Annotated in this window: 20 protein-coding genes; 11 read left to right on the forward strand and 9 right to left on the reverse strand. The window is 73.8% G+C overall.

Annotation, left to right across the window (positions count from 1 at the left end):
- Window positions 1–18: 18 nt before the first annotated feature.
- On the reverse strand, window positions 19–795 hold the full coding sequence (locus GTY84_RS29480; RefSeq protein ID WP_345943557.1) for a GntR family transcriptional regulator: 777 nt from the start codon (window positions 793–795) through the stop codon (window positions 19–21).
- A gap of 136 nt (window positions 796–931) precedes the next feature.
- Here GTY84_RS29480 and GTY84_RS29485 point away from each other — a divergent pair, with 136 nt between their 5' ends.
- The 7 genes from GTY84_RS29485 (at window position 932) to GTY84_RS29515 (ending at window position 8,381) form a co-directional block, all read left to right on the forward strand.
- Window positions 932–1,273, forward strand: a complete 342-nt coding sequence (locus GTY84_RS29485; RefSeq protein ID WP_161229461.1) for a hypothetical protein — start codon at window positions 932–934, stop codon at window positions 1,271–1,273.
- Between the two features lie 2 nt (window positions 1,274–1,275).
- Entirely contained in the window at window positions 1,276–1,635 is a 360-nt protein-coding gene (locus tag GTY84_RS29490; protein ID WP_161229462.1) for a hypothetical protein, read from the forward strand.
- Between the two features lie 1,212 nt (window positions 1,636–2,847).
- Complete coding sequence (acs, locus tag GTY84_RS29495; protein WP_161229463.1) at window positions 2,848–4,812, forward strand: acetate--CoA ligase; 1,965 nt, start codon at window positions 2,848–2,850, stop codon at window positions 4,810–4,812.
- Window positions 4,813–5,107: 295 nt separating this feature from the next.
- A complete protein-coding gene (gene nhaA, locus GTY84_RS29500) occupies window positions 5,108–6,532 on the forward strand; it encodes a Na+/H+ antiporter NhaA (protein WP_161229464.1) in 1,425 nt (474 codons plus the stop codon).
- A gap of 100 nt (window positions 6,533–6,632) precedes the next feature.
- Complete coding sequence (locus GTY84_RS29505) at window positions 6,633–7,121, forward strand: phage holin family protein (protein WP_161229465.1); 489 nt, start codon at window positions 6,633–6,635, stop codon at window positions 7,119–7,121.
- Window positions 7,118–8,071 (forward strand): alpha/beta hydrolase, encoded by a 954-nt coding sequence (locus GTY84_RS29510; RefSeq protein ID WP_161229466.1) that lies wholly within the window; start codon window positions 7,118–7,120, stop codon window positions 8,069–8,071. Before GTY84_RS29505 ends, GTY84_RS29510 begins: the two co-directional genes overlap by 4 nt.
- 127 nt (window positions 8,072–8,198) lie before the next feature.
- Window positions 8,199–8,381: a hypothetical protein gene (locus tag GTY84_RS29515; RefSeq protein ID WP_161229467.1), complete on the forward strand. Its 183-nt coding sequence runs from the start codon at window positions 8,199–8,201 to the stop codon at window positions 8,379–8,381.
- Window positions 8,382–8,482: 101 nt separating this feature from the next.
- Here the strand turns inward: GTY84_RS29515 and GTY84_RS29520 are convergent, their stop codons facing one another.
- The 3 genes from GTY84_RS29520 to nth all read right to left on the reverse strand — a co-directional run bounded on the left by GTY84_RS29520 (window position 8,483) and on the right by nth (window position 11,871).
- Complete coding sequence (locus GTY84_RS29520; protein WP_161229539.1) at window positions 8,483–9,682, reverse strand: MarP family serine protease; 1,200 nt, start codon at window positions 9,680–9,682, stop codon at window positions 8,483–8,485.
- A gap of 13 nt (window positions 9,683–9,695) precedes the next feature.
- Window positions 9,696–10,403: a CoA pyrophosphatase gene (locus GTY84_RS29525; protein WP_161229468.1), complete on the reverse strand. Its 708-nt coding sequence runs from the start codon at window positions 10,401–10,403 to the stop codon at window positions 9,696–9,698.
- A gap of 109 nt (window positions 10,404–10,512) precedes the next feature.
- Complete coding sequence (gene nth, locus GTY84_RS29530; protein WP_345943558.1) at window positions 10,513–11,871, reverse strand: endonuclease III; 1,359 nt, start codon at window positions 11,869–11,871, stop codon at window positions 10,513–10,515.
- A 367-nt stretch (window positions 11,872–12,238) separates the two neighbouring features.
- Here nth and GTY84_RS29535 point away from each other — a divergent pair, with 367 nt between their 5' ends.
- Complete coding sequence (locus GTY84_RS29535; RefSeq protein ID WP_161229469.1) at window positions 12,239–12,913, forward strand: Crp/Fnr family transcriptional regulator; 675 nt, start codon at window positions 12,239–12,241, stop codon at window positions 12,911–12,913.
- A 122-nt stretch (window positions 12,914–13,035) separates the two neighbouring features.
- Here the strand turns inward: GTY84_RS29535 and GTY84_RS29540 are convergent, their stop codons facing one another.
- The 4 genes from GTY84_RS29540 to GTY84_RS29555 all read right to left on the reverse strand — a co-directional run bounded on the left by GTY84_RS29540 (window position 13,036) and on the right by GTY84_RS29555 (window position 16,045).
- Window positions 13,036–13,881, reverse strand: coding sequence for an MBL fold metallo-hydrolase (locus GTY84_RS29540; RefSeq protein WP_161229470.1), 846 nt, complete (start codon window positions 13,879–13,881; stop codon window positions 13,036–13,038).
- Complete coding sequence (locus GTY84_RS29545) at window positions 13,878–14,747, reverse strand: NUDIX hydrolase (protein WP_161229471.1); 870 nt, start codon at window positions 14,745–14,747, stop codon at window positions 13,878–13,880. Before GTY84_RS29545 ends, GTY84_RS29540 begins: the two co-directional genes overlap by 4 nt.
- A 675-nt stretch (window positions 14,748–15,422) precedes the next feature.
- Window positions 15,423–15,890 carry a RidA family protein gene (locus tag GTY84_RS29550; protein ID WP_161229472.1) on the reverse strand — a complete coding sequence of 156 codons (468 nt, stop codon included), beginning with the start codon at window positions 15,888–15,890 and terminating at the stop codon, window positions 15,423–15,425.
- Complete coding sequence (locus GTY84_RS29555) at window positions 15,887–16,045, reverse strand: DUF4177 domain-containing protein (RefSeq protein WP_161229473.1); 159 nt, start codon at window positions 16,043–16,045, stop codon at window positions 15,887–15,889. The genes GTY84_RS29550 and GTY84_RS29555 overlap by 4 nt, the downstream gene beginning before the upstream one ends.
- Before the next feature lie 72 nt (window positions 16,046–16,117).
- Between GTY84_RS29555 and GTY84_RS29560 the strand changes: the two genes are divergently transcribed.
- The gene (locus GTY84_RS29560) at window positions 16,118–17,095 is read left to right on the forward strand and encodes an ArsA-related P-loop ATPase (protein ID WP_161229474.1); all 978 of its coding nucleotides are present in this window, start codon (window positions 16,118–16,120) and stop codon (window positions 17,093–17,095) included.
- On the forward strand, window positions 17,092–18,678 hold the full coding sequence (locus GTY84_RS29565) for an ArsA family ATPase (protein ID WP_161229475.1): 1,587 nt from the start codon (window positions 17,092–17,094) through the stop codon (window positions 18,676–18,678). The genes GTY84_RS29560 and GTY84_RS29565 overlap by 4 nt, the downstream gene beginning before the upstream one ends.
- A gap of 200 nt (window positions 18,679–18,878) precedes the next feature.
- On the opposite strand, the gene wblA is transcribed toward GTY84_RS29565, so the two are convergent.
- Window positions 18,879–19,217, reverse strand: coding sequence for a transcriptional regulator WblA (gene wblA / locus GTY84_RS29570; RefSeq protein WP_202551979.1), 339 nt, complete (start codon window positions 19,215–19,217; stop codon window positions 18,879–18,881).
- Between the two features lie 459 nt (window positions 19,218–19,676).
- Here wblA and GTY84_RS29580 point away from each other — a divergent pair, with 459 nt between their 5' ends.
- Window positions 19,677–22,106: a transglycosylase domain-containing protein gene (locus tag GTY84_RS29580; protein ID WP_161229477.1), complete on the forward strand. Its 2,430-nt coding sequence runs from the start codon at window positions 19,677–19,679 to the stop codon at window positions 22,104–22,106.
- Window positions 22,107–22,418 lie beyond the last annotated feature (312 nt).

Genomic DNA, 22,418 nt, shown 5'->3' on the forward strand with positions numbered 1-22,418 from the left:
GGCCGAACGGCCGGGTGACTACGCCTCGTCGAGGTCGACGGCGTAGTCGACGATGGTCGTGTCCGCGCGGCGGACTATCGGGTGGGCCACCTCGACGACGCGTCCGCCCTCGGCGATGTGCCGGCGCGTTATCCGGAACACGGGTACGCCCTTGCCGATGCGCAGCGCCTCGACCTCTTCCGGCGTGGGCATGCCGCCGCGCAGCGACTCCGTCACGCGGACGACGCGTATGCCGAGCGTGGCGAGTTGGGCGGCGGTGCCACCGGGCCACGGTTCGAGCAGCGGGTCGGCGACGGGCGTACCGACCACGTCGGACCAGCGGACGTAGCTGGTGCTCATCTGGGTGGGCACATCGTTGTCGTAGACGACGAAATGCCGGGCGAGCAGGCGCAGTCCGGGCTCCGTCTCGAAGAGGGCGGCGAGTTCGCCGTCCGCCTCCGTCCGTTCGAACCGCTTGTCGAGCCGGTACTCGGACCACCCGAGGCCCTGGGCTCGGGCCGCCGCGCCGGCCGCGCCCGCGGGGCCCTTCCACCGGTAGCGGTCCAGGGCGAGCCGCTGCACCGGGGGCCGGGCCCGGACGAGGGTGCCCGCGCGGGCACGGGACTCGATCAGCCCCTCGACGCGCAGCAGTCCGAGCGCCTGCCGGACGGTGGGCTCGGACACGTCGTGCGTCTCGGCGAGCTGCGGCAGCGTGGGCAGCCTGTCGCCCGGCCGGTACCCGTCGGCTCCCGCGGTGATGCGGTCGCGCAGCTCACGCGCGATCCGCATGTAGCCAGGCTCGTCGGTACGTGCCACGGCGCTGCCTCCCTCCGGGTGATCCTCGGCCTTTCTGATGACACATATTGCACGGATCGGCTTGACCGACGCCAACCATCCCGCCACTGTGTAATCAGAAACGCGATATCAGTAATCACAAAAGTGGGGGCGGCCCATGGCCGAGTGCGGTTGCGGACAGTCGTGGCAGCGCGCCTTCAAGGGGCTGCCGCAGCAGGCGCGGACTGCACGCCGATGGGCGGGCAGTCGTGCCGAGCACGCCGATGCCGAGCAGATTCTCGGCGAGTTGTTCGCGGCGGTGCTTTCGACCGGGCCCGACCTCGTCACGGTCACCGTGTCGACGGCCGGCAGCCGAGTCCGGATCACCGTGACCGGCTCCGAACACCTGCCCGCCCGCCTTCCGTCCGGTCTCGGCCGCACCATCGTCGCCGCCCTGTCCGCCCGTTCCGGGACGACCCCGGACGGCTGCGGGCTCTGGGCCCAGCTCACAACGGAGTGAACATGAACCTCCCGCCCACTCCGGGCACCCGTCCGGAGCAACCGCAGGCGAGCCCCGAGAGGCTCGGTACGACCATGCTGGCCCTGCCGACGACGCGCCTGCTCTCCGACGACCAGCGCGACGGCCGGGCCTGCCCCTGGTGCGCGGCCCCGGTCACCGAGGACACCGGCATCGACCTGGGCACCCGCCCCGGTCCGCTCGGCATCCCCATCCACCCCCGGGGCTGCGCGCCCTGCGTGCACCGCGTCGCGCACCACACCTACCACCGGCACAGCACCTACTGCCAGCGCTGCGAGCGCGACCCGGCCCAGTGCGAGGCACGCCGCACCCTGCGCCGCCTCGCCCAGGAAGGCACCCGATGATCTGCGACCACTGCGGCGTCCCCATCCTCGGGACCCCGCGCACCATGGCGCCCGAGACGGGCTCCGGCGCCGCTCCCGCCGTCCACCTCCACCCCTGGCCCTGCCGTCCCACGACCCCGAGGCGCACCCGCCCGGGGCGGGGACCGGCCCGCGGGTGGAGCCGTGCGGAAGGGGAGGAGGGCACGGAGGGCGGGACCGTCTCCCCTCCGTCTCCCGCCACGTAACGGCCCGCCACCCAGCGGCCCCTCCGCCCTCGCGACGTGTCGGCCCCTCGGCCCTCGCCGCACAGCGGTCCCTCCGTCTGGGCCACGCCGTCACCGTCCGGTCCCGTCGCTCACCGATCGCTTCGTCGTCGCCGTCACGGCCGGCACGCGTCGTCCCGGGCCCGTGCCCGCGCGGCGCTCCCCGGTATCCCGCGTGCCGCGGACCGCCGCGCGGGCACGGGCCCGGGCATCCACGCGGCACCCGGCAGGCGTCCGGCCGACCGCACCCGCGCGATCGGCCACCGCCCCGGGGTGCCGGACAACCGGACAACCGCCCCCCACCTGTGAAAGGCCACCCCCCAGCAGGAGAACTCCACCCCCGGCGCCACCCCCGGCCCAGTCCGGCCCGACCGCCCCCACCCCCGATCCGCTCCGTTCCTGCCCGCCCCCCTCGTCCCGCCCCGCCCCGCTCCGGCCAGATCCGGCCAGGCCCACCCCGGCTTCCGTCCCGACACCTCACTCCATGCGCCGGTTTCGAACCCGGCCAGCCGCCCCGCACCGTCACTCGGCACCGGCACCCACCTCCACCCGCACCCCCACCTCCACCCGCACCGAAGCCACCGCGCCCCGCCCAGCAGAGCGCCGCCTGCACGCGCGCGCGCACCACCGGCCCACCCCGTCCGCCCCGAGGCCGCCCCAAGCCCGCCCCCGCGCACCCCACCGGAACGGACCGGCACGACCGCCGCCGCCCCCGGGACGCGCCGCGACGCGCCCCGCACCACCACCCCACCCCCCGCGCCACCCCGTAATATCCATGTGGATAATTCCCGGAAAGCCCCGCCACTCGGTCGCCGGTCGGTCACGTCGGGTAGGCGGTCCACAGGGGTGTGAACCCCCACGGGCCGCCATACGTGATCTGGGTGAGGATCAGGGAAGGGGTTGACCGACTACCGGGGCCGCCGGAGAATCAGCCCCGTAAATGGTCTAAACCACGTGGGACGGTGCGTAGATGGCTGCTAACGAGAGTGCTTCCCTCTCCAACCTGCTCAAGGAGGAGCGACGCTTCGCGCCCCCCGCCGATCTGGCCGCCAACGCCAACGTCACGGCGGAGGCGTACGAGCGGGCGGACGCCGACCGGCTGGCCTTCTGGGCCGAGCAGGCCCGTCGGCTGACCTGGGCCGTTGAGCCGACGGAGACCCTCGACTGGTCGAACCCCCCGTTCGCCAAGTGGTTCAAGGACGGCAAGCTCAACGTCTCCTACAACTGCGTCGACCGGCACGTCGAGGCGGGCAACGGCGACCGGGTCGCCATCCACTTCGAGGGCGAGCCCGGCGACGGCCGTTCCCTCACTTACTCCCAGCTCAAGGACGAGGTCAGCCAGGCGGCCAACGCCCTGCTCGAACTGGGTGTGCGCACCGGCGACCGGGTCGCCATCTACATGCCGATGATCCCCGAGACGGCGATCGCGATGCTGGCCTGCGCCCGTATCGGCGCCGCCCACTCGGTCGTCTTCGGCGGCTTCTCCGCCGACGCGCTCGCGACCCGCATCCAGGACGCCGATGCCCGTGTCGTGATCACCTCCGACGGCGGCTACCGCCGCGGCAAGCCGTCCGCGCTCAAGCCCGCCGTCGACGAGGCCGTCAGCCGCGTCGAGGGCGTCGAGCACGTGGTCGTGGTCCGCCGCACCGGCCAGGACGTCGCCTGGGACGACACCCGCGACAAGTGGTGGCACGAGGTCGTGGGCAAGCAGTCCACGGAGCACACGCCCGAGGCGTTCGACGCGGAGCACCCGCTCTTCATCCTGTACACGTCGGGCACCACCGGGAAGCCGAAGGGCATCCTGCACACCTCCGGCGGCTACCTCACGCAGAACGCGTACACCCACTGGGCGGTCTTCGACCTCAAGCCGGAGACCGACGTCTACTGGTGCACCGCCGACGTCGGCTGGGTCACCGGGCACTCCTACATCGTCTACGGCCCGCTCGCCAACGGCGCGACGCAGGTCATGTACGAGGGCACGCCGGACAGCCCGCACCAGGGCCGCTTCTGGGAGATCGTCCAGAAGTACGGCGTCACGATCCTCTACACGGCGCCCACCGCGATCCGGACGTTCATGAAGTGGGGCGACGACATCCCCGCAAAGTTCGACCTGTCGTCGCTGCGGGTCCTCGGCTCGGTCGGCGAGCCGATCAACCCCGAGGCGTGGGTCTGGTACCGCAAGAACATCGGCGCCGACAGCACCCCGGTCGTCGACACCTGGTGGCAGACCGAGACCGGCGCCATGATGATCTCCCCGCTGCCCGGCGTGACCGACGCCAAGCCCGGTTCCGCCCAGCGCCCGCTGCCCGGCATCAGCGCCACCGTCGTCGACGACGAGGCCAACGAGGTGCCCAACGGCGGGGGCGGCTACCTGGTCCTCACCGAGCCGTGGCCGTCGATGCTGCGCACCATCTGGGGTGACGACCAGCGGTACATCGACACGTACTGGTCCCGCTTCGAGGGCAAGTACTTCGCCGGCGACGGCGCCAAGCGCGACGACGACGGTGACATCTGGCTGCTCGGCCGCGTCGACGACGTGATGCTGGTCTCCGGCCACAACATCTCCACCACCGAGGTCGAGTCCGCGCTCGTCTCCCACCCGGCGGTCGCCGAAGCCGCCGTGGTCGGCGCGGCGGACGAGACCACCGGCCAGGCCATCGTGGCCTTCGTGATCCTGCGCGGCACCGCGGACCAGTCCGACGACCTGCTCACCGAGCTGCGCAACCACGTCGGCAGCACCCTCGGCCCGATCGCCAAGCCGAAGCGGATCCTCCCGGTGGCCGAGCTGCCGAAGACCCGCTCCGGCAAGATCATGCGCCGCCTGCTGCGCGACGTGGCGGAGAACCGCCAGCTCGGAGACGTCACGACGCTGACCGACTCCTCGGTGATGTCCCTCATCCAGTCGCAGCTCCCGGCCGCGCCGAGCGAGGACTGACCCACCGCGCGAGGGGCACCCGGCGAGCGCCGTGCCGGGTGCCCCTCGCGTGTGCGGGGGGCACCCCTTGCCGGGCACCCCCGCAGGGCACCCCCCACCGGGTGCCCGGGCGCCCCGGGCCCCCTCCCGGGACGCCGTCCCCCCGCGTCGTCCCCGGCGCGCGCACACCCAGGGCGTCGTCCGCGCCGCGTTGGGTAAGCTGGTGGACGCGTAAGAGACATCGAAGAACCTCATGGTGCGCCGGGAAGTCTGGTCGGCACGAGTTCCGTGCTGCCCATCGACCGGAGGTCTCCCCGTGACCGCGCCCCGCACCCCCCGCAAAGCCCTCGGACGGCTCTCCCTGCCCGAGCGGACCTATGTCGCGGACGCGCTGCGCACCGAGACCGTCGGCGGCGTCCTGCTGCTCGTCGCCGCCGTCGCCGCGCTGGTCTGGGCGAACGTCCCGGGGCTGCGCGACAGCTACGGCAGCGTCAGCGACTTCCACTTCGGCCCCGGGCTCCTCGGCCTGAACCTGTCCGTGGCGCACTGGGCGGCCGACGGACTGCTGGCGGTCTTCTTCTTCGTCGCCGGCGTCGAGCTGAAGCGGGAGCTGGTCGCCGGGGACCTCAAGGACCCCAAGGCCGCCGCGCTGCCGGTGATCGCGGCGCTGTGCGGCATGGCCGCGCCCGCGCTGGTCTACGCCTTCGTCAGCGGCACCGGCGGCGGCTCACTCGCCGGATGGGCCGTGCCCACCGCCACCGACATCGCCTTCGCACTCGCCGTGCTCGCCGTCATAGGCACCTCGCTGCCGAGCGCGCTGCGCGCCTTCCTGCTCACGCTCGCCGTCGTCGACGACCTCTTCGCCATCCTGATCATCGCGGTCTTCTTCACCGACACCCTGGACTTCGCGGCGCTCGGCGGCGCGCTCGCCGGCCTCCTCCTCTTCTGGCTGCTGCTGCGCGGGGGCGTGCGCGGCTGGTACGTGTACGTCCCCCTCGGCCTCGTCATCTGGGGGCTGATGTACAACAGCGGCATCCACGCCACCATCGCCGGCGTCGCCATGGGCCTGATGCTGCGCTGCCACACCCGCGAGGGCGAGGAGCACTCCCCCGGCGAGCGCATCGAGCATCTGGTGCGCCCCCTGTCGGCGGGCCTGGCGGTCCCGCTGTTCGCCCTGTTCAGCGCCGGGGTGTCGCTGTCCGGCAAGTCGCTGGCGGAGGTGTTCACCCGGCCGGAGACCCTCGGCGTCGTCCTCGGTCTGGTGGTCGGCAAGACGCTGGGCATCTTCGGCGGCACCTGGCTGACCGCGCGGTTCACCAAGGCGTCCCTCAGTGAGGACCTGGCCTGGGCCGACGTGTTCGCGGTGGCGACGCTGGCCGGCATCGGGTTCACCGTCTCGCTGCTCATCGGGGAACTGGCCTTCGAGGGCGACACGGCCCTGACGGTCCAGGTGAAGGCGGCGGTGCTGACGGGCTCGCTGATCGCCGCCGTGCTGGCCACGGTGCTGCTGAAGCTCCGGAACGCCAAGTACCGGCGGATGACCGAGGACGAGGACCGCGACGAGGACCTCAGCGGCGTCCCCGACGTGTACGAGCAGGACGACCCGGCCCACCACCTGCGGATGGCCGCCCTCCACGAGCGCAGGGCGGCCGAGCACCGGCGGCTGGCGGCGGAGCAGGAGGCGGCGCGGCGTGCCGAAGTGACGGGCGGGGCAGGCGAGGGGGACGACCGTCCGGCATGATCTGACGGGACGGTACAAAAGACGGACCGCGCCGTCCCCGCGCCAGGCGCCGGCGGCCGCGGCCCGTAGGCACTCCAGCCAGCAGAAGAGGGAGACCGCGATGAGCGCACCCGACGGCAGCCCGGTCGGCGCCGAACGGACCATCGGCCAGTTGTTCGCCTCGGCCACCACCGAGATGTCGGCCCTGGTGCACGACGAGATCGCGCTGGCGAAGGCGCAGCTCAAGCAGGACGTCAAGCGCGGCGCGGTCAGCGGCGGGGCCTTCTCGCTGGCGGGCGCGGTGCTGATCTTCTCGCTGCCGATGCTGAGCTTCGCGCTCGCCTACGGCATCCGCACCTGGACCGGCTGGAACCTCGCGGTGTGCTTCCTGCTGTCCTTCGCGGCCAACGTCCTGGTCGCCGGTCTGCTGGCGCTGATCGGCGTGGTCTTCGCGAAGAAGGCCAAGAAGGGCCGCGGCCCGCAGAAGGTCGCCGCCTCGGTGAAGCAGACGGCGGGCGTCCTCCAGAACGCCCGGCCGCACCCCCGCCCGGAGCTGCCCGCGGACCGCTCCCCGGAGGCCGTCGAGGCCATGGCCCGCCCCTCCTCATGACGGACCGTCCTCCCACCCCTTCGGCGCAGCCCGCCTCGGTCGTCCGGCTGCCGCTGCCCGGCGGTCGCGAGGCGACCCACCGGGACGTCGCGGCCAACGGGGCCCGCTTCCACATCGCGGAGCTGGGCGACGGGCCGCTGGTGCTGCTGCTGCACGGCTTCCCGCAGTTCTGGTGGACCTGGCGGCACCAGCTCACGGCGCTCGCGGACGCCGGCTTCCGCGCCGTCGCCATGGACCTGCGCGGCGTCGGCGGCAGCGACCGCACCCCGCGCGGCTACGACCCCGCCAACCTGGCGCTGGACGTCACCGGTGTGGTCCGCTCCCTGGGCGAGCCGGACGCCGCGCTCGTCGGCCACGACCTGGGCGGCTACCTGGCCTGGACGGCCGCCGCGATGCGCCCCAAGCTGGTGCGTCGGCTCGCGGTGGCCTCGATGCCCCACCCCCGGCGCTGGCGCTCGGCGATGCTCGGCGACGTCCGCCAGACCCGGGCCGGTTCGCACATCTGGGGCTTCCAGCGCCCCTGGGTCCCCGAGCGGCAGCTGACCGCCGACGACGGCGCGCTGGTGGGGCGGCTGATCCGGGACTGGTCCGGTCCCCGCCCGCCGGACGACGAGGCGGTGGAGGTCTACCGGCGGACCATGTGCGTCCCCTCCACGGCACACTGCTCGGTCGAGCCGTACCGCTGGCTGGTGCGCTCCCTGGCCCGGCCCGACGGCATCCAGTTCAACCGGCGGATGAAGCGGCCGGTGCGGGTGCCGACGCTGCATCTGCACGGTTCGCTGGACCCGGTGCTGCGCACCCGCAGCGCGGCCGGCTCCGGGGAGTACGTCGAAGCGCCCTACCGCTGGCGGCTGTTCGACGGCCTGGGCCACTTCCCGCACGAGGAGGACCCGGTCGCCTTCTCCACCGAACTGATCAGCTGGCTGAAGGATCCCGAACCCGATCGGTGACCGGCCGAACGCGATCGGTGTCCGAACCGGAACGGTCGTCATATGAGCGGCCATGTGCCCCGCGCATAGGCCAATTGGGGCCCACCGGAGAGGTTATGGACCACGAGCCGGGGGCACAGGTCCCGGTATGGGCTGGACGCACGACTACAGTGACGTAGCACGCGACGGCCGCTCCACGAGCGGCGTGAGCACCCACCGGCGCGGTGGCGCCCCGCAACTGGCGGGCGCCGACCCCCGGGTGGGCATTCCGCGCATCCTGCGCCGCAGGGCCCGCTGGGTCTCCGTGCGGCTGCGCCATCCACGCGGCTGAGCCCCCGGGCCGCCGTCCGGCCGGGCCGCCGCGACACCGGTCGCCGCCCCGCTCCGCACCGGGCCCCGCACCCCGGCGGCCGCCGTCCGGCCGCCGGGCCGTCAGAGTGCGCAGTTGTCGCTGTTCACCTGCTGGTTGGCGGTGCGGCCGCGGGTGATGTCCTCGCGGATCTCGTCCGCGGTCAGGGCGTACCCGGTGTCGGCATCGTCCAGCGACTTGGCGAAGACCACTCCGTAGACCTCGCCCTCCGGGGTCAGCAGGGGTCCGCCGGAGTTGCCCTGCCGGATGGTCGCGTAGAGCGAGTACACGTCGCGGCGCACGGTGTCCCGGCGGTAGATGTCGGGGCCGTTGGCCGTGATGCGCCCCCGCACCCGCGCGGCCCGCACGTCGTACGCCCCGTTCTCCGGGAAGCCGGCGACGATGGCGCTGTCGCCGCCGGCCGCGTCCTTCTCGGCGAACCGCAGCGCGGGCGCGTCCAGTTCGGGCACGTCCAGCACGGCGATGTCGCGCCGCCAGTCGTAGAGGACGATCGTCGCGTCGTAGAGCCGCCCCTCTCCGCCGATCTGCACGGTGGGCTCGTCCACGCCGCCCACCACATGGGCGTTGGTCATCACCCGGCGCTCGGCGAAGACGAAGCCGGTGCCCTCCAGGACCTTGCCGCAGCCGGTGGCGGTGCCCATGACCTTGACGATGGAGCGCTGGGCGCGCCGGGCCACCGCGCTGTCGGCCAGCTCCGGATCGGGCGGCCGGACGTCGGTGATGGGCTCGTTGGAGAACGGGCTGAAGACCTGCGGGAAGCCGTTCTGCGCGAGGACCGAGGAGAAGTCCGCGAACCAGGTGTCGGCCCGCTCCGGCAGCGCCCGGGAGACCCCGAGCAGCACCTTGGAGCCGCGCACCTCCTTGCCGAGCGTCGGCAGGGTCGTCCCCGCGAGGGCGGAGCCGATCAGCCAGGCGACCAGCAGCAGGGCGACCACGTTGACCAGGGCTCCGCCGGTGGCGTCCAGGGCGCGCGCGGGGGTCCAGGTGATGTGCCGGCGCAGCTTGTTGCCGAGGTGCGTGGTCAGGGCCTGGCCGACGGAGGCGCAGACGATGACGATGACGACCGCCACCACGGCGGCGGCCGTGCCGACCTCCGCGTTGTCCGTCAGGGCGTCCCAGAGGACCGGCAGCAGATAGACGGCGGCGAGGCCGCCGCCGAGGAAACCGGTCACCGACAGGACGCCGACGACGAAGCCCTGGCGGAAGCCGACGATCGCGAACCACACGGCGGCGACCAGCAACAGGATGTCCAGCACGTTCACGAGGGCCACCCTGTCATGCGAGCCGGTCCAGCGGGACCTGCTTCTCCGGGTCCCAGGGCCGCTCCCAGCCCGCGTAGTGCAGCAGCCGGTCGATCACCCCGGCGGTGAAGCCCCAGACGAGGGCGGACTCCACGAGGAACGCCGGCCCCCGGTGACCGCTCGGGTGCAGCGCGGTCACCCGGTTGGCGGGGTCGGTGAGGTCGGCCACGGGGACGGTGAACACCCGGGCCGTCTCGGCCGGGTCGACGACGCCGACCGGGCTGGGCTCGCGCCACCAGCCCAGCACCGGGGTCACCACGAAGCCGCTGACCGGGATGTACAGCTTGGGCAGCGCGCCGAAGACCTGGACGCCGGACGGATCGAGCCCGGTCTCCTCCTCGGCCTCTCGCAGGGCGGCCCGCAGCGGCCCCTCCCCGTGCGGGTCGCCGTCCTCGGGGTCGAGGGCGCCGCCCGGGAAGGACGGCTGTCCGGCGTGCGAGCGCAGGGTGCCGGCCCGCTCCATGAGGAGCAGCTCGGGGCCGCGCCCGCTCCCGGCCGGGTGCTCCCCGTCGCCGAACAGGACCAGGACGGCGGACTGCCGCCCCGCGCCGTCCTCCGGCGGCAGGAAGCGGCTGAGCTGCCCGGGGCTCACCGTCCGCGCGGTCCGCGCCACCGGCTCCAGCCAGCCCGGCAGCCCCGCCGCGCCGGGCGCCGCGCCCCGGGTGTCGCCCGCCCCCGTCATCGCCACCCCTGTCCCGCCCGTCCCGCGCGTACGCTCCGTGCCCCCGCCCACGCCGCTCGCGGGGCCGTTCCCGCCCCGTTCAACGCCCGGCGGCCCCGGGTTCGTTCCGTCACTCCGCCCTCAGCGGCGGCGCCGGGATGCCACCCGCGTCCAGATAGGACCGCGGGGGGTTGAGACGCTGGCCGGGCAGCCCGGCCTTCTCGTACTTCAGCAGCTTGCGGGCCTTCTCCGGGTCGGTCTCGCCCTCCCCGTACGCCGGGCAGAGGGGGGCGATGGGGCAGGCGCCGCAGGCGGGCCTGCGGGCGTGGCAGATCCGGCGGCCGTGCCAGATCACGTGGTGGGACAGGTCCGTCCAGTCGCTCTTCGGGAAGAGCGCGCCGACGGCGGCCTCGATCTTGTCCGGATCGGTCGCCTCGGTCCACTTCCAGCGGCGCACCAGGCGCTGGAAGTGGGTGTCCACGGTGATGCCGGGCCGCCCGTAGGCGTTGCCCAGCACCACGAACGCGGTCTTGCGGCCGACTCCGGGCAGCTTGACCAAGTCTTCCAGGCGGCCCGGCACCTCACCGCCGTACTCCTCCGCCAGGGCCTTGGAGAGGCCGATGACGGACCGGGTCTTGGCCCGGAAGAAGCCGCAGGGACGGAGGATCTCCTCCACCTTCTCCGGATCGGCGGCGGCCAGGTCCTCGGGGGTGGGGTAGGAGGCGAAGAGGGCGGGCGTCGTCTGGTTGACGCGCAGGTCGGTGGTCTGCGCGGAGAGCACCGTGGCCACCAGGAGCTGGAAGGGGTTCTCGAAGTCCAGCTCGGGGTGGGCGTACGGGTAGACCTCGGCCAGCTCGCGGTTGATCCGGCGGGCGCGGCGGACCAGGGCGGTGCGCGACTCCTGGCGCGGCGGCTTCGGGGCAACGGTCTTCGCCGGGGCCAGGCCCCCGATGGCGGCGGTGGCCTTCTTGGGGGCGACCACGGCCTTCTTGGCGGGGGCCGCGGGACGCCGGACGAGGGCCTTCGCGGCGGGGGCCTTCGCGGTGGAAGTCCTCGCGGAGGCGGCCTTCGCGGTGGAGGGCTTGGTGGAGGCGGCCTTCCCGGTGGCCGGGGCCTTCTTCGCCGCGGCCTTACCGGCGGAGGTCCTCCCGGCGGGAGCCGCACCGGCGCCGGTCCCCGCCTCCGTCTTCTTCGCGGAGGTCCTCCTGACCGGGGCCTTCTTCGCCGCGGTCTTGCCAGCCGGAGTCCTCCCGGCGGGGGCCGTCCCAGCGGCCTTCTCCGCGTCCGCCTTCTTCGCGGGGGCCTTCTTCGCGGGGGCCGTCCCCGTCCCGGACTTCTTGTTGGCAGCGGCCTCTCCGGCGGAGCCCCCTGCGGGCGTTGCCTCCGCCGTTCCTCCGGCCGGGGCCCGGCCCGCGGGCGTCGTGCCCGTCGCCGTGCTCCCGGCCACCGTCTCCGTGGCCGCGGCCTGCTTCGCGGACGTCTTCTTCACGGCACCCTTCTTCGCGGTCACCCTCTTGGCGGGCCCCGCTTCCCTCGTCGCGTACGCCGTTCCCCTACCGCCATCGGGACCCTGTTCGCCCATGGCGGAATCGTGGCGTGCGGTCACCCGCGCGGCCCCCAGCCCTGTGCTCCCACCGGCGAATTGGACACCCGGCCAGCCTACGGCCCGGCGTCGGCGTACGCCCCGGACCCGGGCGATCGGCGCCCGATTGGACCCCTGCCGCTTACCCCGGGAGACCGGTGCGGCATCCTTGTGACAGATCACACTGTTTGGACTGTCCTGCAAAATGGGCACCACGGTCCCCTGTCAGACGGGGGAACGCGATCCCCTGAGCAGGTCGACAAGGAGAGAACTCGTGGACGACGTTCTGCGGCGCAACCCGCTCTTCGCGGCGCTCGACGACGAGCAATCCGCGGAGCTCCGCGGATCCATGAGTGAGGTGACCCTCGCCCGTGGCGACTCGCTGTTCCACGAGGGCGATCCCGGGGACCGCCTCTACGTGGTCACCGAGGGCAAGGTGAAGCTCCACCGCACGTCGCCCGACGGCCGCGAGAACATGCTCGCCGTGGTCGGCCCCGGCGAGCTGATCGGCGAGCTGTCGCTGTTCGACCCGGGCCCGCGCACCGCCACCGCCACCGCGCTGACCGAGGTCAAGCTGCTCGCCCTCGGCCACGGCGACCTCCAGCCCTGGCTGAACGTCCGCCCCGAGGTGGCCACGGCGCTGCTGCGCGCCGTCGCCCGGCGGCTGCGCAGGACCAACGACGCCATGTCCGACCTGGTTTTCTCCGACGTCCCCGGCCGGGTCGCCCGCGCCCTGCTGGACCTCTCCCGCCGCTTCGGCGTGCAGTCCGAGGAGGGCATCCACGTCGTCCACGACCTCACGCAGGAGGAGCTGGCCCAGCTGGTCGGCGCGTCCCGCGAGACGGTCAACAAGGCGCTGGCCGACTTCGCCCAGCGCGGCTGGCTGCGGCTGGAGGCCCGCGCGGTGATCCTGCTGGACGTGGAGCGGCTCGCCAAGCGCTCCCGCTGACCCGGGCGGCCCGTCCCGGCGCACCCGCCCTGCCGCCGCCCGTTCGGGCGGCGGCCCGGCCGGGGCCGGCCCCGCTCCACCACCTCCCGGCGGCCGGTCCCCGAGCCCGTGCCCGGCGGCCCCTATCCCGGCGGCGGCTGGACGAGCCCGTGCTCGCGCAGGTAGTCGAGCTGCGCCCGCACCGACAGCTCCGCCGCCGGCCAGAGCGAGCGGTCGACGTCCGCGTAGACATGGGCGACCACCTCCCCGGCCGTGCGGTACCCGTTCTCCACGGCCGTCTCCACCTGGGCGAGCCGGTGGGCGCGGTGCGCGAGGTAGAACTCGACGGCGCCCCGGGCGTCCTCCAGGACCGGCCCGTGCCCTGGCAGCACCGTGTGCACACCGTCGTCGACCGTGAGCGACCTGAGCCTGCGCAGCGAGTCCAGGTACTCCCCGAGGCGACCGTCCGGGTGCGCCACCATCGTCGTGCCGCGGCCCAGGACCGTGTCGCCGGTCAGCACCGCCCCGTCGGCGGGCAGGTGGAAGCAGAGCGAGTCGGAGGTGTGGCCCGGGGTCGGCACGACCCGCAGCTCCAGGCCCCCCGTGGTGACCACGTCCCCGGCGGCCAGCCCCTCGTCACCCAGGCGCAGCGCCGGGTCCAGGGCCCGCACCTTCGTCCCGGTCAGTCCGGCGAAGCGGGCGGCGCCCTCGGCGTGGTCCGGGTGCCCGTGCGTCAGCAGGGTGAGCCCGACGCGGCGGCCGGACCGCTCGACGGTGCCGATCACCTCGGCCAGGTGCGCCTCGTCCAGCGGACCGGGGTCCACGACGACGGCCAGGTCCGCGCCGGGTTCGGCCAGGATCCAGGTGTTGGTGCCGTCCAGGGTCATCGGCGAGGCGTTGGGCGCGAGGACGTTCACCGCCCGCGCGGTGGCCGGTCCCGAGCGGACCGCGTCCCTCGGCTGTCCGGGCAGTGCCGCGGCGTTCGTCATGCGGGTGCTCCCCCGTTCGTGATGTGCTTGGTGAACTCGTCGTGGCCGGGCCACGCGAGCACGATCCCGTCACCCGTGACCCGGGCCTCGGCCAGTACGGGCGCCATGTCGCGGCCGGGCGCGGCGGCGAGCGCCCCGGCCGCGGTGCCGTACGGCGCCAGGGCGCGCAGCGTCGCGACGGTCGGCGGCATCATCAGCAGCTCGCCCCGGTCGTAGCCGGCCGCGGCCTCCCCGGGCGTGATCCACACGGTGCGGTCGGCCTCGGTGGAGGCGTTGCGGGTGCGCTGGCCCTCGGGCAGGGCGGCCACGAAGAACCACGTGTCGTAGCGCCGGGCCTCGAACTCCGGGGTGATCCAGCGCGCCCAGGCGCCCAGCAGGTCGGTGCGCGGGACGAGGTCCCGGCGGTCCAGGAACTCGGCGAAGGACAGCTCCCGGGCGACCAGGGCGACCCGGTCGGCCTCCCAGTCGTCGCCCGTGGTGTCCCCGACGACCGAGCCGCCGTCCGAACCGGCGAGCAGGACGCCCGACTCCTCGTAGGTCTCCCGGACGGCCGCGCAGACGATCGCCTGGGCGTCCGCCTCGCCGACGCCCAGCCGCCCGGCCCACCAGGAGCGCGGCGGGCCCGCCCAGCCGACGGCTCGGTCGTGGTCGCGCGGGTCGACCCCGCCGCCCGGGTAGGCGTAGGCGCCCCCGGCGAAGGCCATGGACGTGCGGCGGCGCAGCATGTGCACCAGCGGGCCGTCGGCGCCGTCGCGGAGCAGCAGGACGGTGGCGGCGCGTCTCGGGGCGACCGGGGTGAGCGCGCCGGCCGTGAGGGCCCGGATGCGGTCGGGCCACTCCGGTGGGTACCACTGACCATTCGCCATGGCCGGAGGCTATCCGCTGGCGCCCGCATCTTCGAGAGGCCCCGGAGGACGCCGGCCGGGCTGGCGCGGGCGGGGTACCGGAGGACGTGGAGGGCGCCGCCCGGCCGGGCTGGCGCGGCGGGCGCCGACGGCCGTGGAGGGTGCCCGGCAGCCCCGGAGCGGGCCGTGCGCGCCGCCGTCGCCGCGGGGCCGGCGGAACCGGCGGAACCGGCGGAACCGGTGGGAACGGCGGGACCGGCGCCGTGCGGCCGGGGCGGGCGCCGAGGAGGGTGCGCCGCCGCGCGCGGGCGCGTGGGCGGCTCCGGCGTTCGTCACGGGCACCCCACCGCGCCCCGGCGACACCGCCCCGCGCGTACGGACCCGGCGGTGTGCGGATCGACCCTTGGGGAAGGCGCCCGGCGCCGCCCCGTGCGCGGCCCGGCGCTCCGCACCTGCACCTGCACCTGCACCTGCACCTGCACGGAGCACCGTGACGCCCCCGTCGCCCCACGCGCGTACGGGCCCGGCCGCGGCCGTCGCCGTCTGCCTCTTCATCACCAACGTCGCCCCACGCGCGTGCGGGCCCGGCGCCGCCGCAGGGCGAGATTGTCCCCACGCATGCCGTCGCCCCGCGCGCGCGTACGGGCCCGGCGCGGCATCCCGCGCCGGGCCCGTACCCGTCCGTGTCCCGGCCGCTCAGCCCTGGACGAGCTCCACCTGGATCTCGACCTCGACCGGCGAGTCCAGCGGCAGCACCGCGACGCCGACCGCGCTGCGGGCGTGGACGCCCTTGTCACCGAGCACCTCGGCGAGCAGCTCACTGGCCCCGTTGAGGACGCCCGGCTGGCCGGTGAAGTCGGGGGCGGAGGCGACGAAGCCGACGACCTTCACCACGCGCGCGATCCGGTCCAGGTCCCCGGCGGCGGACTTCACCGCGGCCAGGGCGTTCAGCGCGCAGGTGCGCGCCAGCTCCTTGGCCTCCTCGGCGGTGACCTCGGCGCCCACCTTGCCCGTGACCGGCAGCCTGCCGTCCACCATCGGGAGCTGGCCGGCGGTGTACACGTAGGGCCCGGAGGTCACGGCCGGCTGGTACGCGGCCAGCGGCGGCACGACCTCCGGCAGGGTCAGGCCCAGCTCGGCGAGCCTGGCCTCGACGGCGCTCACGCCTGCCTCGCCCGCTTCAGGTAGGCCACGAGCTGCTCCGGGTTCGGCCCGGGGACGACCTGGACGAGCTCCCAGCCGTCCTCGCCCCAGGTGTCCAGAATCTGCTTCGTGGCATGGACGAGCAGCGGCACGGTTGCGTATTCCCACTTGGTCATGCGGCCGACTGTATCGGCTGTTATCCACAGCCTCCCGCGTAGCCCGGGGCCGGACTGGTTACGCTCGAATACGTGAGCAGGCTCCAGGTCGTCAGCGGCAAGGGCGGTACCGGCAAGACCACGGTGGCCGCGGCCCTAGCGCTGGCCCTGGCCACCAGCGGGAAGCGCACGCTTCTCGTGGAGGTCGAGGGCCGCCAGGGCATCGCGCAGCTCTTCGAGACGGAGGCGTTGCCCTATGAGGAACGGAAGATCGCCGTCGCCCCCGGGGGCGGGGAGGTGTACGCCCTCGCCATCGACCCGGAGCTGGCGCTGCTGGACTACCTCCAGATGTTCTACAAGCTGGGCAGCGCCGGCCGGGCCCTGAAGAAGCTCGGCGCGATCGACTTCGCGACGACCGTCGCCCCCGGTCTCCGGGACGTCCTGCTGACCGGCAAGGCGTGCGAGGCGGTGCGGCGCAAGGACGCGCGCGGACGGTTCGCCTACGACTACGTCGTCATGGACGCGCCCCCCACCGGGCGCGTCACCCGTTTCCTCAACGTCAACGACGAGGTGGCCGGTCTCGCGAAGGTCGGCCCCATACACAACCAGGCCCAGGCCGTGATGCGGGTGCTGAAGTCCCCGGAGACCGCGGTGCACCTGGTGTCGCTGCTGGAGGAGATGCCGGTCCAGGAGACGGCCGACGGCATCGCGGAGCTGCGCGCGGCCCGGCTGCCGGTGGGCCGGGTCGTCGTCAACATGGTCCGGCCCGAGGTGCTGGACGCCGCCGCCCTGGACCTGGTGCGGAGCACTCCCCGCACGGCCATCGCGCGCTCGCTGTCCACCGCCGGGCTGGGCGGGGCGCGGCGCGGCGGGCACGCCGAGCGGCTGGTCGACCCGCTGCTGGCGCAGGCCGGGGAGTACGCCGCGCGGTACGCGCTGGAGCGGGAGCAGCGGGCCGCCCTCGGCGAGCTGGGGCTGCCGCTGCACGAACTCCCGCTGCTCACCGGGGGCATGGACCTGGCGGGCCTGTACGAGCTGGCCACCGAGCTGCGGAAGCAGGGGATCGCATGAGTCCTGACCCGGCCCAGGCGAAGGAGGGCGCGCGGCGCCTGGCCCCCGCCCGGCTGCTGGAGGTGGACCCGCTGCTGGAGGACCCGGCGACGCGGATCGTGGTGTGCTGCGGTTCGGGCGGGGTCGGCAAGACGACCACCGCGGCGGCGCTCGGGCTGCGCGCGGCGGAGCGGGGCCGCAAGGTGGTGGTGCTCACCATCGACCCGGCGCGGCGGCTCGCCCAGTCCATGGGGATCGACTCGCTCGACAACACCCCGCGCCGGGTGAAGGGCGTCGACGACGCGGCGGGCGGCGAACTGCACGCCATGATGCTGGACATGAAGCGCACCTTCGACGAGATCGTCGAGGCGCACGCGGACCCGGACCGGGCCGCCGCGATCCTGGGGAACCCCTTCTACCAGTCGCTCTCGGCGGGCTTCGCGGGCACGCAGGAGTACATGGCGATGGAGAAGCTGGGGCAGTTGCGGGCGACCGACGACTGGGACCTGATCGTCGTCGACACCCCGCCGTCCCGGTCGGCCCTGGACTTCCTGGACGCACCCAAGCGCCTCGGGTCCTTCCTCGACGGCAAGCTGATCCGGGTGCTGCTGGCCCCGGCGAAGGTCGGCGGGCGGGCCGGGATGAAGTTCCTGAACGTCGGCATGTCGATGATGACGGGTGCCCTGGGCAAGCTGCTGGGCGGGCCGCTGCTGAAGGACGTGCAGACCTTCGTCGCGGCCATGGACTCGATGTTCGGCGGGTTCCGCACCCGCGCGGACGCCACCTACAAGCTGCTCCAGGCGCCCGGTACGGCGTTCCTGGTGGTCGCGGCCCCGGAGCGGGACGCGCTGCGCGAGGCCGCGTACTTCGTGGAGCGGCTGGCGGAGGAGCGGATGCCGCTGGCCGGGCTGGTCCTCAACCGGGTGCACGGCAGCGGCGCCGACGGGCTGTCGGCGGAGCGGGCCACGGCCGCCGCGGAAAATCTTGAGGACGCCCGCATTGTGGATCAGGACGACGGGAAGGCTGGACTTCGACACTCCTCCGACGTCCCCAGCGGTTCAGCCTCCGACGCCCCCTCGGACGGCGGCTCCGCGGACGCCGGTCCGGCCCGCTCCGGCACCGCACCGGACGCCGGTTCCACGCCCGGCCCCGACCACCGCCCCGCCGGGGGCTCGCGGCCCCCGTCGTCCGACCCGCACCCCGCGCCCGACCCGCACCCCGCCGAAGCGTCGCCCTCCTCCGGCCCCTCCGACGCGCCCCCGGCGGAGCCGGGATCCGACGCCCCGTCCGCCTTCGACACCCCGTCCGCTTCCGCCGCCCCCGCGTCCCGCCCCGGCGACCGCGCGGAGGGCGGGCCGGACGCGGGGGCGGCGGAGGGCTCGGTGGAGCGGCTCACGGCGGGTCTGCTGCGGCTGCACGCGGAACGGATGCGGCTGCTCGCCCGCGAGCAGCGCACCCGGGACCGCTTCACCGCGCGCCATCCCGAGGTGGCGGTGACGGAGGTGGCCGCGCTGCCCGGCGATGTGCACGACCTCGCGGGGCTGCGGGACATCGGCGAGCGGCTGGCGGCGGTCCGGCCCGAGCTGCCCGAGCCGGGCGCCTGAGCGCGGCGGGGCGCAGCGGCCGCGTCCCGCTCGGAGCCGCGTACGCCGGAAGCCGTGACCGCCCCGCGAGCGCCGGCCCGCGGGAGGAGCGGCCCGGCACCGCGCCGGACCGGCGGCCCGTCGCTTCGGACCGGTGACCCGTGGGACCGGATCCGTGCCGGCGGGGCGGGCCGGGTCGGATGGGGGGAGGAACGAGCGCCTCAGCCCACCGCCGCGTAGTTCTCGTAGACCTCGTCCTCTTCGAGGGGCAGGATCCCGGCCCCCCGCTCGTACTCCGTGCGCGCCGTCTCCAGCAGCCGACGCCAGGAGGTCACGGTGGGGCGCCTGCGCAGCAGTGCGCGGCGTTCCCGTTCCGTCATGCCTCCCCACACGCCGAACTCGACGCGATTGTCCAGCGCGTCGGCCAGGCACTCGGTGCGCACCGGGCATCCCGTGCACACCGCCTTGGCCCTGTTCTGCGCTGCTCCCTGGACGAACAGTTCGTCCGGATCGGTAGTGCGACAGGCAGCCTGCGCACTCCAGTCGGTTACCCAGCCCATACCGGCGCCGTCCTCTCCCGAATCGAGGCTCCCCCACGGCGGCAGCGGCATATTCCCCGCCGCCAGTTGAGGACGTTACGGAAGGCGGGCACAGCGCAACACCCCCGTCGGGCCCAATCTTGAATGGCCCGAACGGACTATGGGTAAGCGGCAGATCACCCGGGGGAGTGAGCTGACGACATGCGCGACCATCCCGGCATAGGAGACATCTCCGACGGGTGACAACGGACACCGCACGACACACCGGGCGGTTCCGGACGCATATGCCCCGCACCGCGGAGCACACCCGGACGGGCCTGCGCGCCTCCGTCGGCGCCGTGCGGAAAAAAGTCGAACAGGTCCGGAACGATTCGGGTTCGCCGGACGTGTTGATACGTGACCACGAAGCTGTGACAGTCGAGTGCAGCTTAGGCCAAGGCATATACGCGTGTCCGGCGAATGAGAACGTAGGCTGCCCCCATGCCTAAGAAGCCCTCCGGCGGTGGACTGTCGCCCGCTCAGCAGGCCGCCAAGTTCCTCGGTGTCAGTGTGCTCGCGGGAGCAGTCCTGGCCGGCCTCGCGCTGCCCGCCGTGGGCGCCCTGGGACTCGCGGCCAAGGGGTCGGTGGAGAGCTTCGACGCTCTCCCGGCCAACCTGAAGACGCCCCCGCTGAGCCAGCGCACCACGATCCTCGACGCCGAGGGCGGCCACATCGCCACGGTCTACTCGCGCGACCGCACGGTGGTCCCGCTCAAGGAAATCTCGCCGTACCTGCAGAAGGCCATCGTCGCCATCGAGGACTCGCGCTTCTACGAGCACGGCGCGGTGGACCTCAAGGGCGTCCTGCGCGCCCTGAAGAAGAACGCGGGCAGCGGCGAGGTCTCCCAGGGCGCCTCCACCCTGACCCAGCAGTACGTCAAGAACGTCTTCGTCGAGGAGGCGGGCGACGACCCGACCAAGGTCGCCCAGGCCACCCAGCAGACCATCGGCCGCAAGATCCGCGAGCTGAAGCTGGCGATCCAGGTGGAGGAGGAGCTGGGCAAGAAGAAGATCCTCGAGAACTACCTGAACATCACCTTCTTCGGCCAGCAGGCCTACGGTGTGGAGGCGGCCTCCCAGCGCTACTTCTCCAAGCACGCCAAGGACCTCGACCTCGGCGAGGCCGCCCTCCTGGCCGGCATCGTCCAGTCGCCGACCCGCTACGACCCGGTGAACGACGAGGCGGAGGCCCGGAAGCGGCGCGACACCGTGCTGCACCGCATGGCCCAGGTCGGCGACATCTCCGTCGCCGAGGCGGAGAAGGCGCAGGCCGCGCCGCTCAAGCTGAAGGTCAGCCGCCCCAAGAACGGCTGCATCACCGCCACCCGCGACGCGAGCTTCTTCTGCGCCTACGTGCGCGAGGTGTTCCTGAGCGACCCGGTCTTCGGCAAGACCCGCAAGGACCGGGCCAAGACCTGGAACCAGGGCGGCCTGACCATCCGCACCACCCTGGTGCCGCAGGCCCAGGAATCGGTGCAGGCCTCGCTGAAGAACCACGTCTACAAGTCGGACTCGGTCGCCGCTGCCGCCACCCTGGTCGAGCCGGGCACCGGCCGGATCGTCGCCATGGGCCAGTCGAAGCCCTACGGCTCCAACGCCAAGCAGCACGAGACCGAGTACAACTACTCGGTCGACGCGGCCTACGGCGGCTCCAACTTCGGCTTCCCGACGGGCTCGACCTTCAAGCCGTTCCTCGCGGCGGCGGCCCTGGAGCGGGGCATCCCGGCGACGAAGGAGTACTCGTCGCCCTACGACATGGACTACCCGAGCCCGATCCAGACCTGCGGGCAGCCCTGGATCAACGACAACAACTACACCGTGGAGAACGAGAACGAGAAGGAAGTCGGCCCGTACCGCTTGAAGGAGGCGATGGCCATGTCGGTCAACACCTACTTCGTGCAGATGCTCGCCGAGATCGGCCTCTGCCCCGTCTCGAACATGGCCGACAAGCTCCACGTCATCCAGGGCAACGGGGACAAGCTGCCGCAGAACCCCTCCGCCCTCGCCCTCGGTTCGGTGGGCATGTCGCCGCTGAGGATGGCGAGCGCCTACGCCGCCTTCGCCTCGCGCGGCATGTACTGCACGCCCGTCGCGATCGAGTCCATCTCGCAGAAGGTCGGCGACAAGCGCAAGTCGCTCGACGTGCCGAAGTCGACGTGCTCCCGGGCGATGTCCGAGAGGACCGCGGACACCGTGAACACCCTGCTGCGCGGCGTGGTCGACTCCGGTACGGGTAAGGCGGCCGGCCTCGGCGACCGCGACAACGCGGGCAAGACCGGTACCACCGACGAGCGGCGCAACGCCTGGTTCGTCGGCTACACGCCGAACATGTCGGGCGCCGTCTGGGTCGGCAGCGGCAGCCAGAAGGTCAAGATGCGGAACATCTCCATCGGCGGTGTCTTCCACCAGCTGGTCTTCGGTGGCGCGGTGCCGGGTCCGATCTGGAAGGACGCCATGACCGGCGCCCTGTCCGGCAAGGACGCCCCCTCGTTCAACCTCGTCGACATCCCGGACGCGGACAAGAGCAAGGACAAGGACAAGGGCCGCGACCGGGACCGGGACAAGGGCCGCGACGACGGACGCAACCGCGACCGGGGCGGCTTCATCGCCGGCCAGACCGGCGGCACCACCGGCCGGGGCGCGACCCACGGCGGTGTGACCACCGGCACCACGACGGCCGGGGGCGTGGCCAACGGCGGCGTGAGCACCGGCGGCCCGGGCACCGGCGGGACCGGCGACGGCGGCACCGGCGACGGAGGGACAGCGACCGGCGGTCCGGGCACCGGCGGTACGGGCGACGGCGGCGTCGCCACCGGCGGACTCCCGGGCGTCCCGTTCCGGGGCCAGGCCAACGGCGGGGAGCAGGGCTGAGAAGGGCCGGGTGACCCGCCCCGCACGGGCGGATCACCCGCGGCGGCAGCGACTGCATCACCGACAACGACGCGCGGCAGCGGTACGGGCACCGGACGACGGGCCCGTACGGGCGGGCCGGGGAGCGGCCGGGGTCTCCCTCACGGGAGCCCCGGCCGTTCGCCGTGCGGGGGCGGGGGGCCGCCGGGGCCCCCGGGGGCCGGGGGCCCGCCGGGGGCGGGGGGTCCCGGGCGCCGACGTCCCCGCCTCGGCCGGGGGCCGAGGTCCCGGGCGGAGGCGGAGGCGCGGGCGCGCCGAGCGAAGGCGGGGGCG

Origin of the sequence: Streptomyces sp. SID8352, from assembly GCF_009862265.1 — a bacterium.
Classification (GTDB): Bacteria; Actinomycetota; Actinomycetes; order Streptomycetales; family Streptomycetaceae; genus Streptomyces.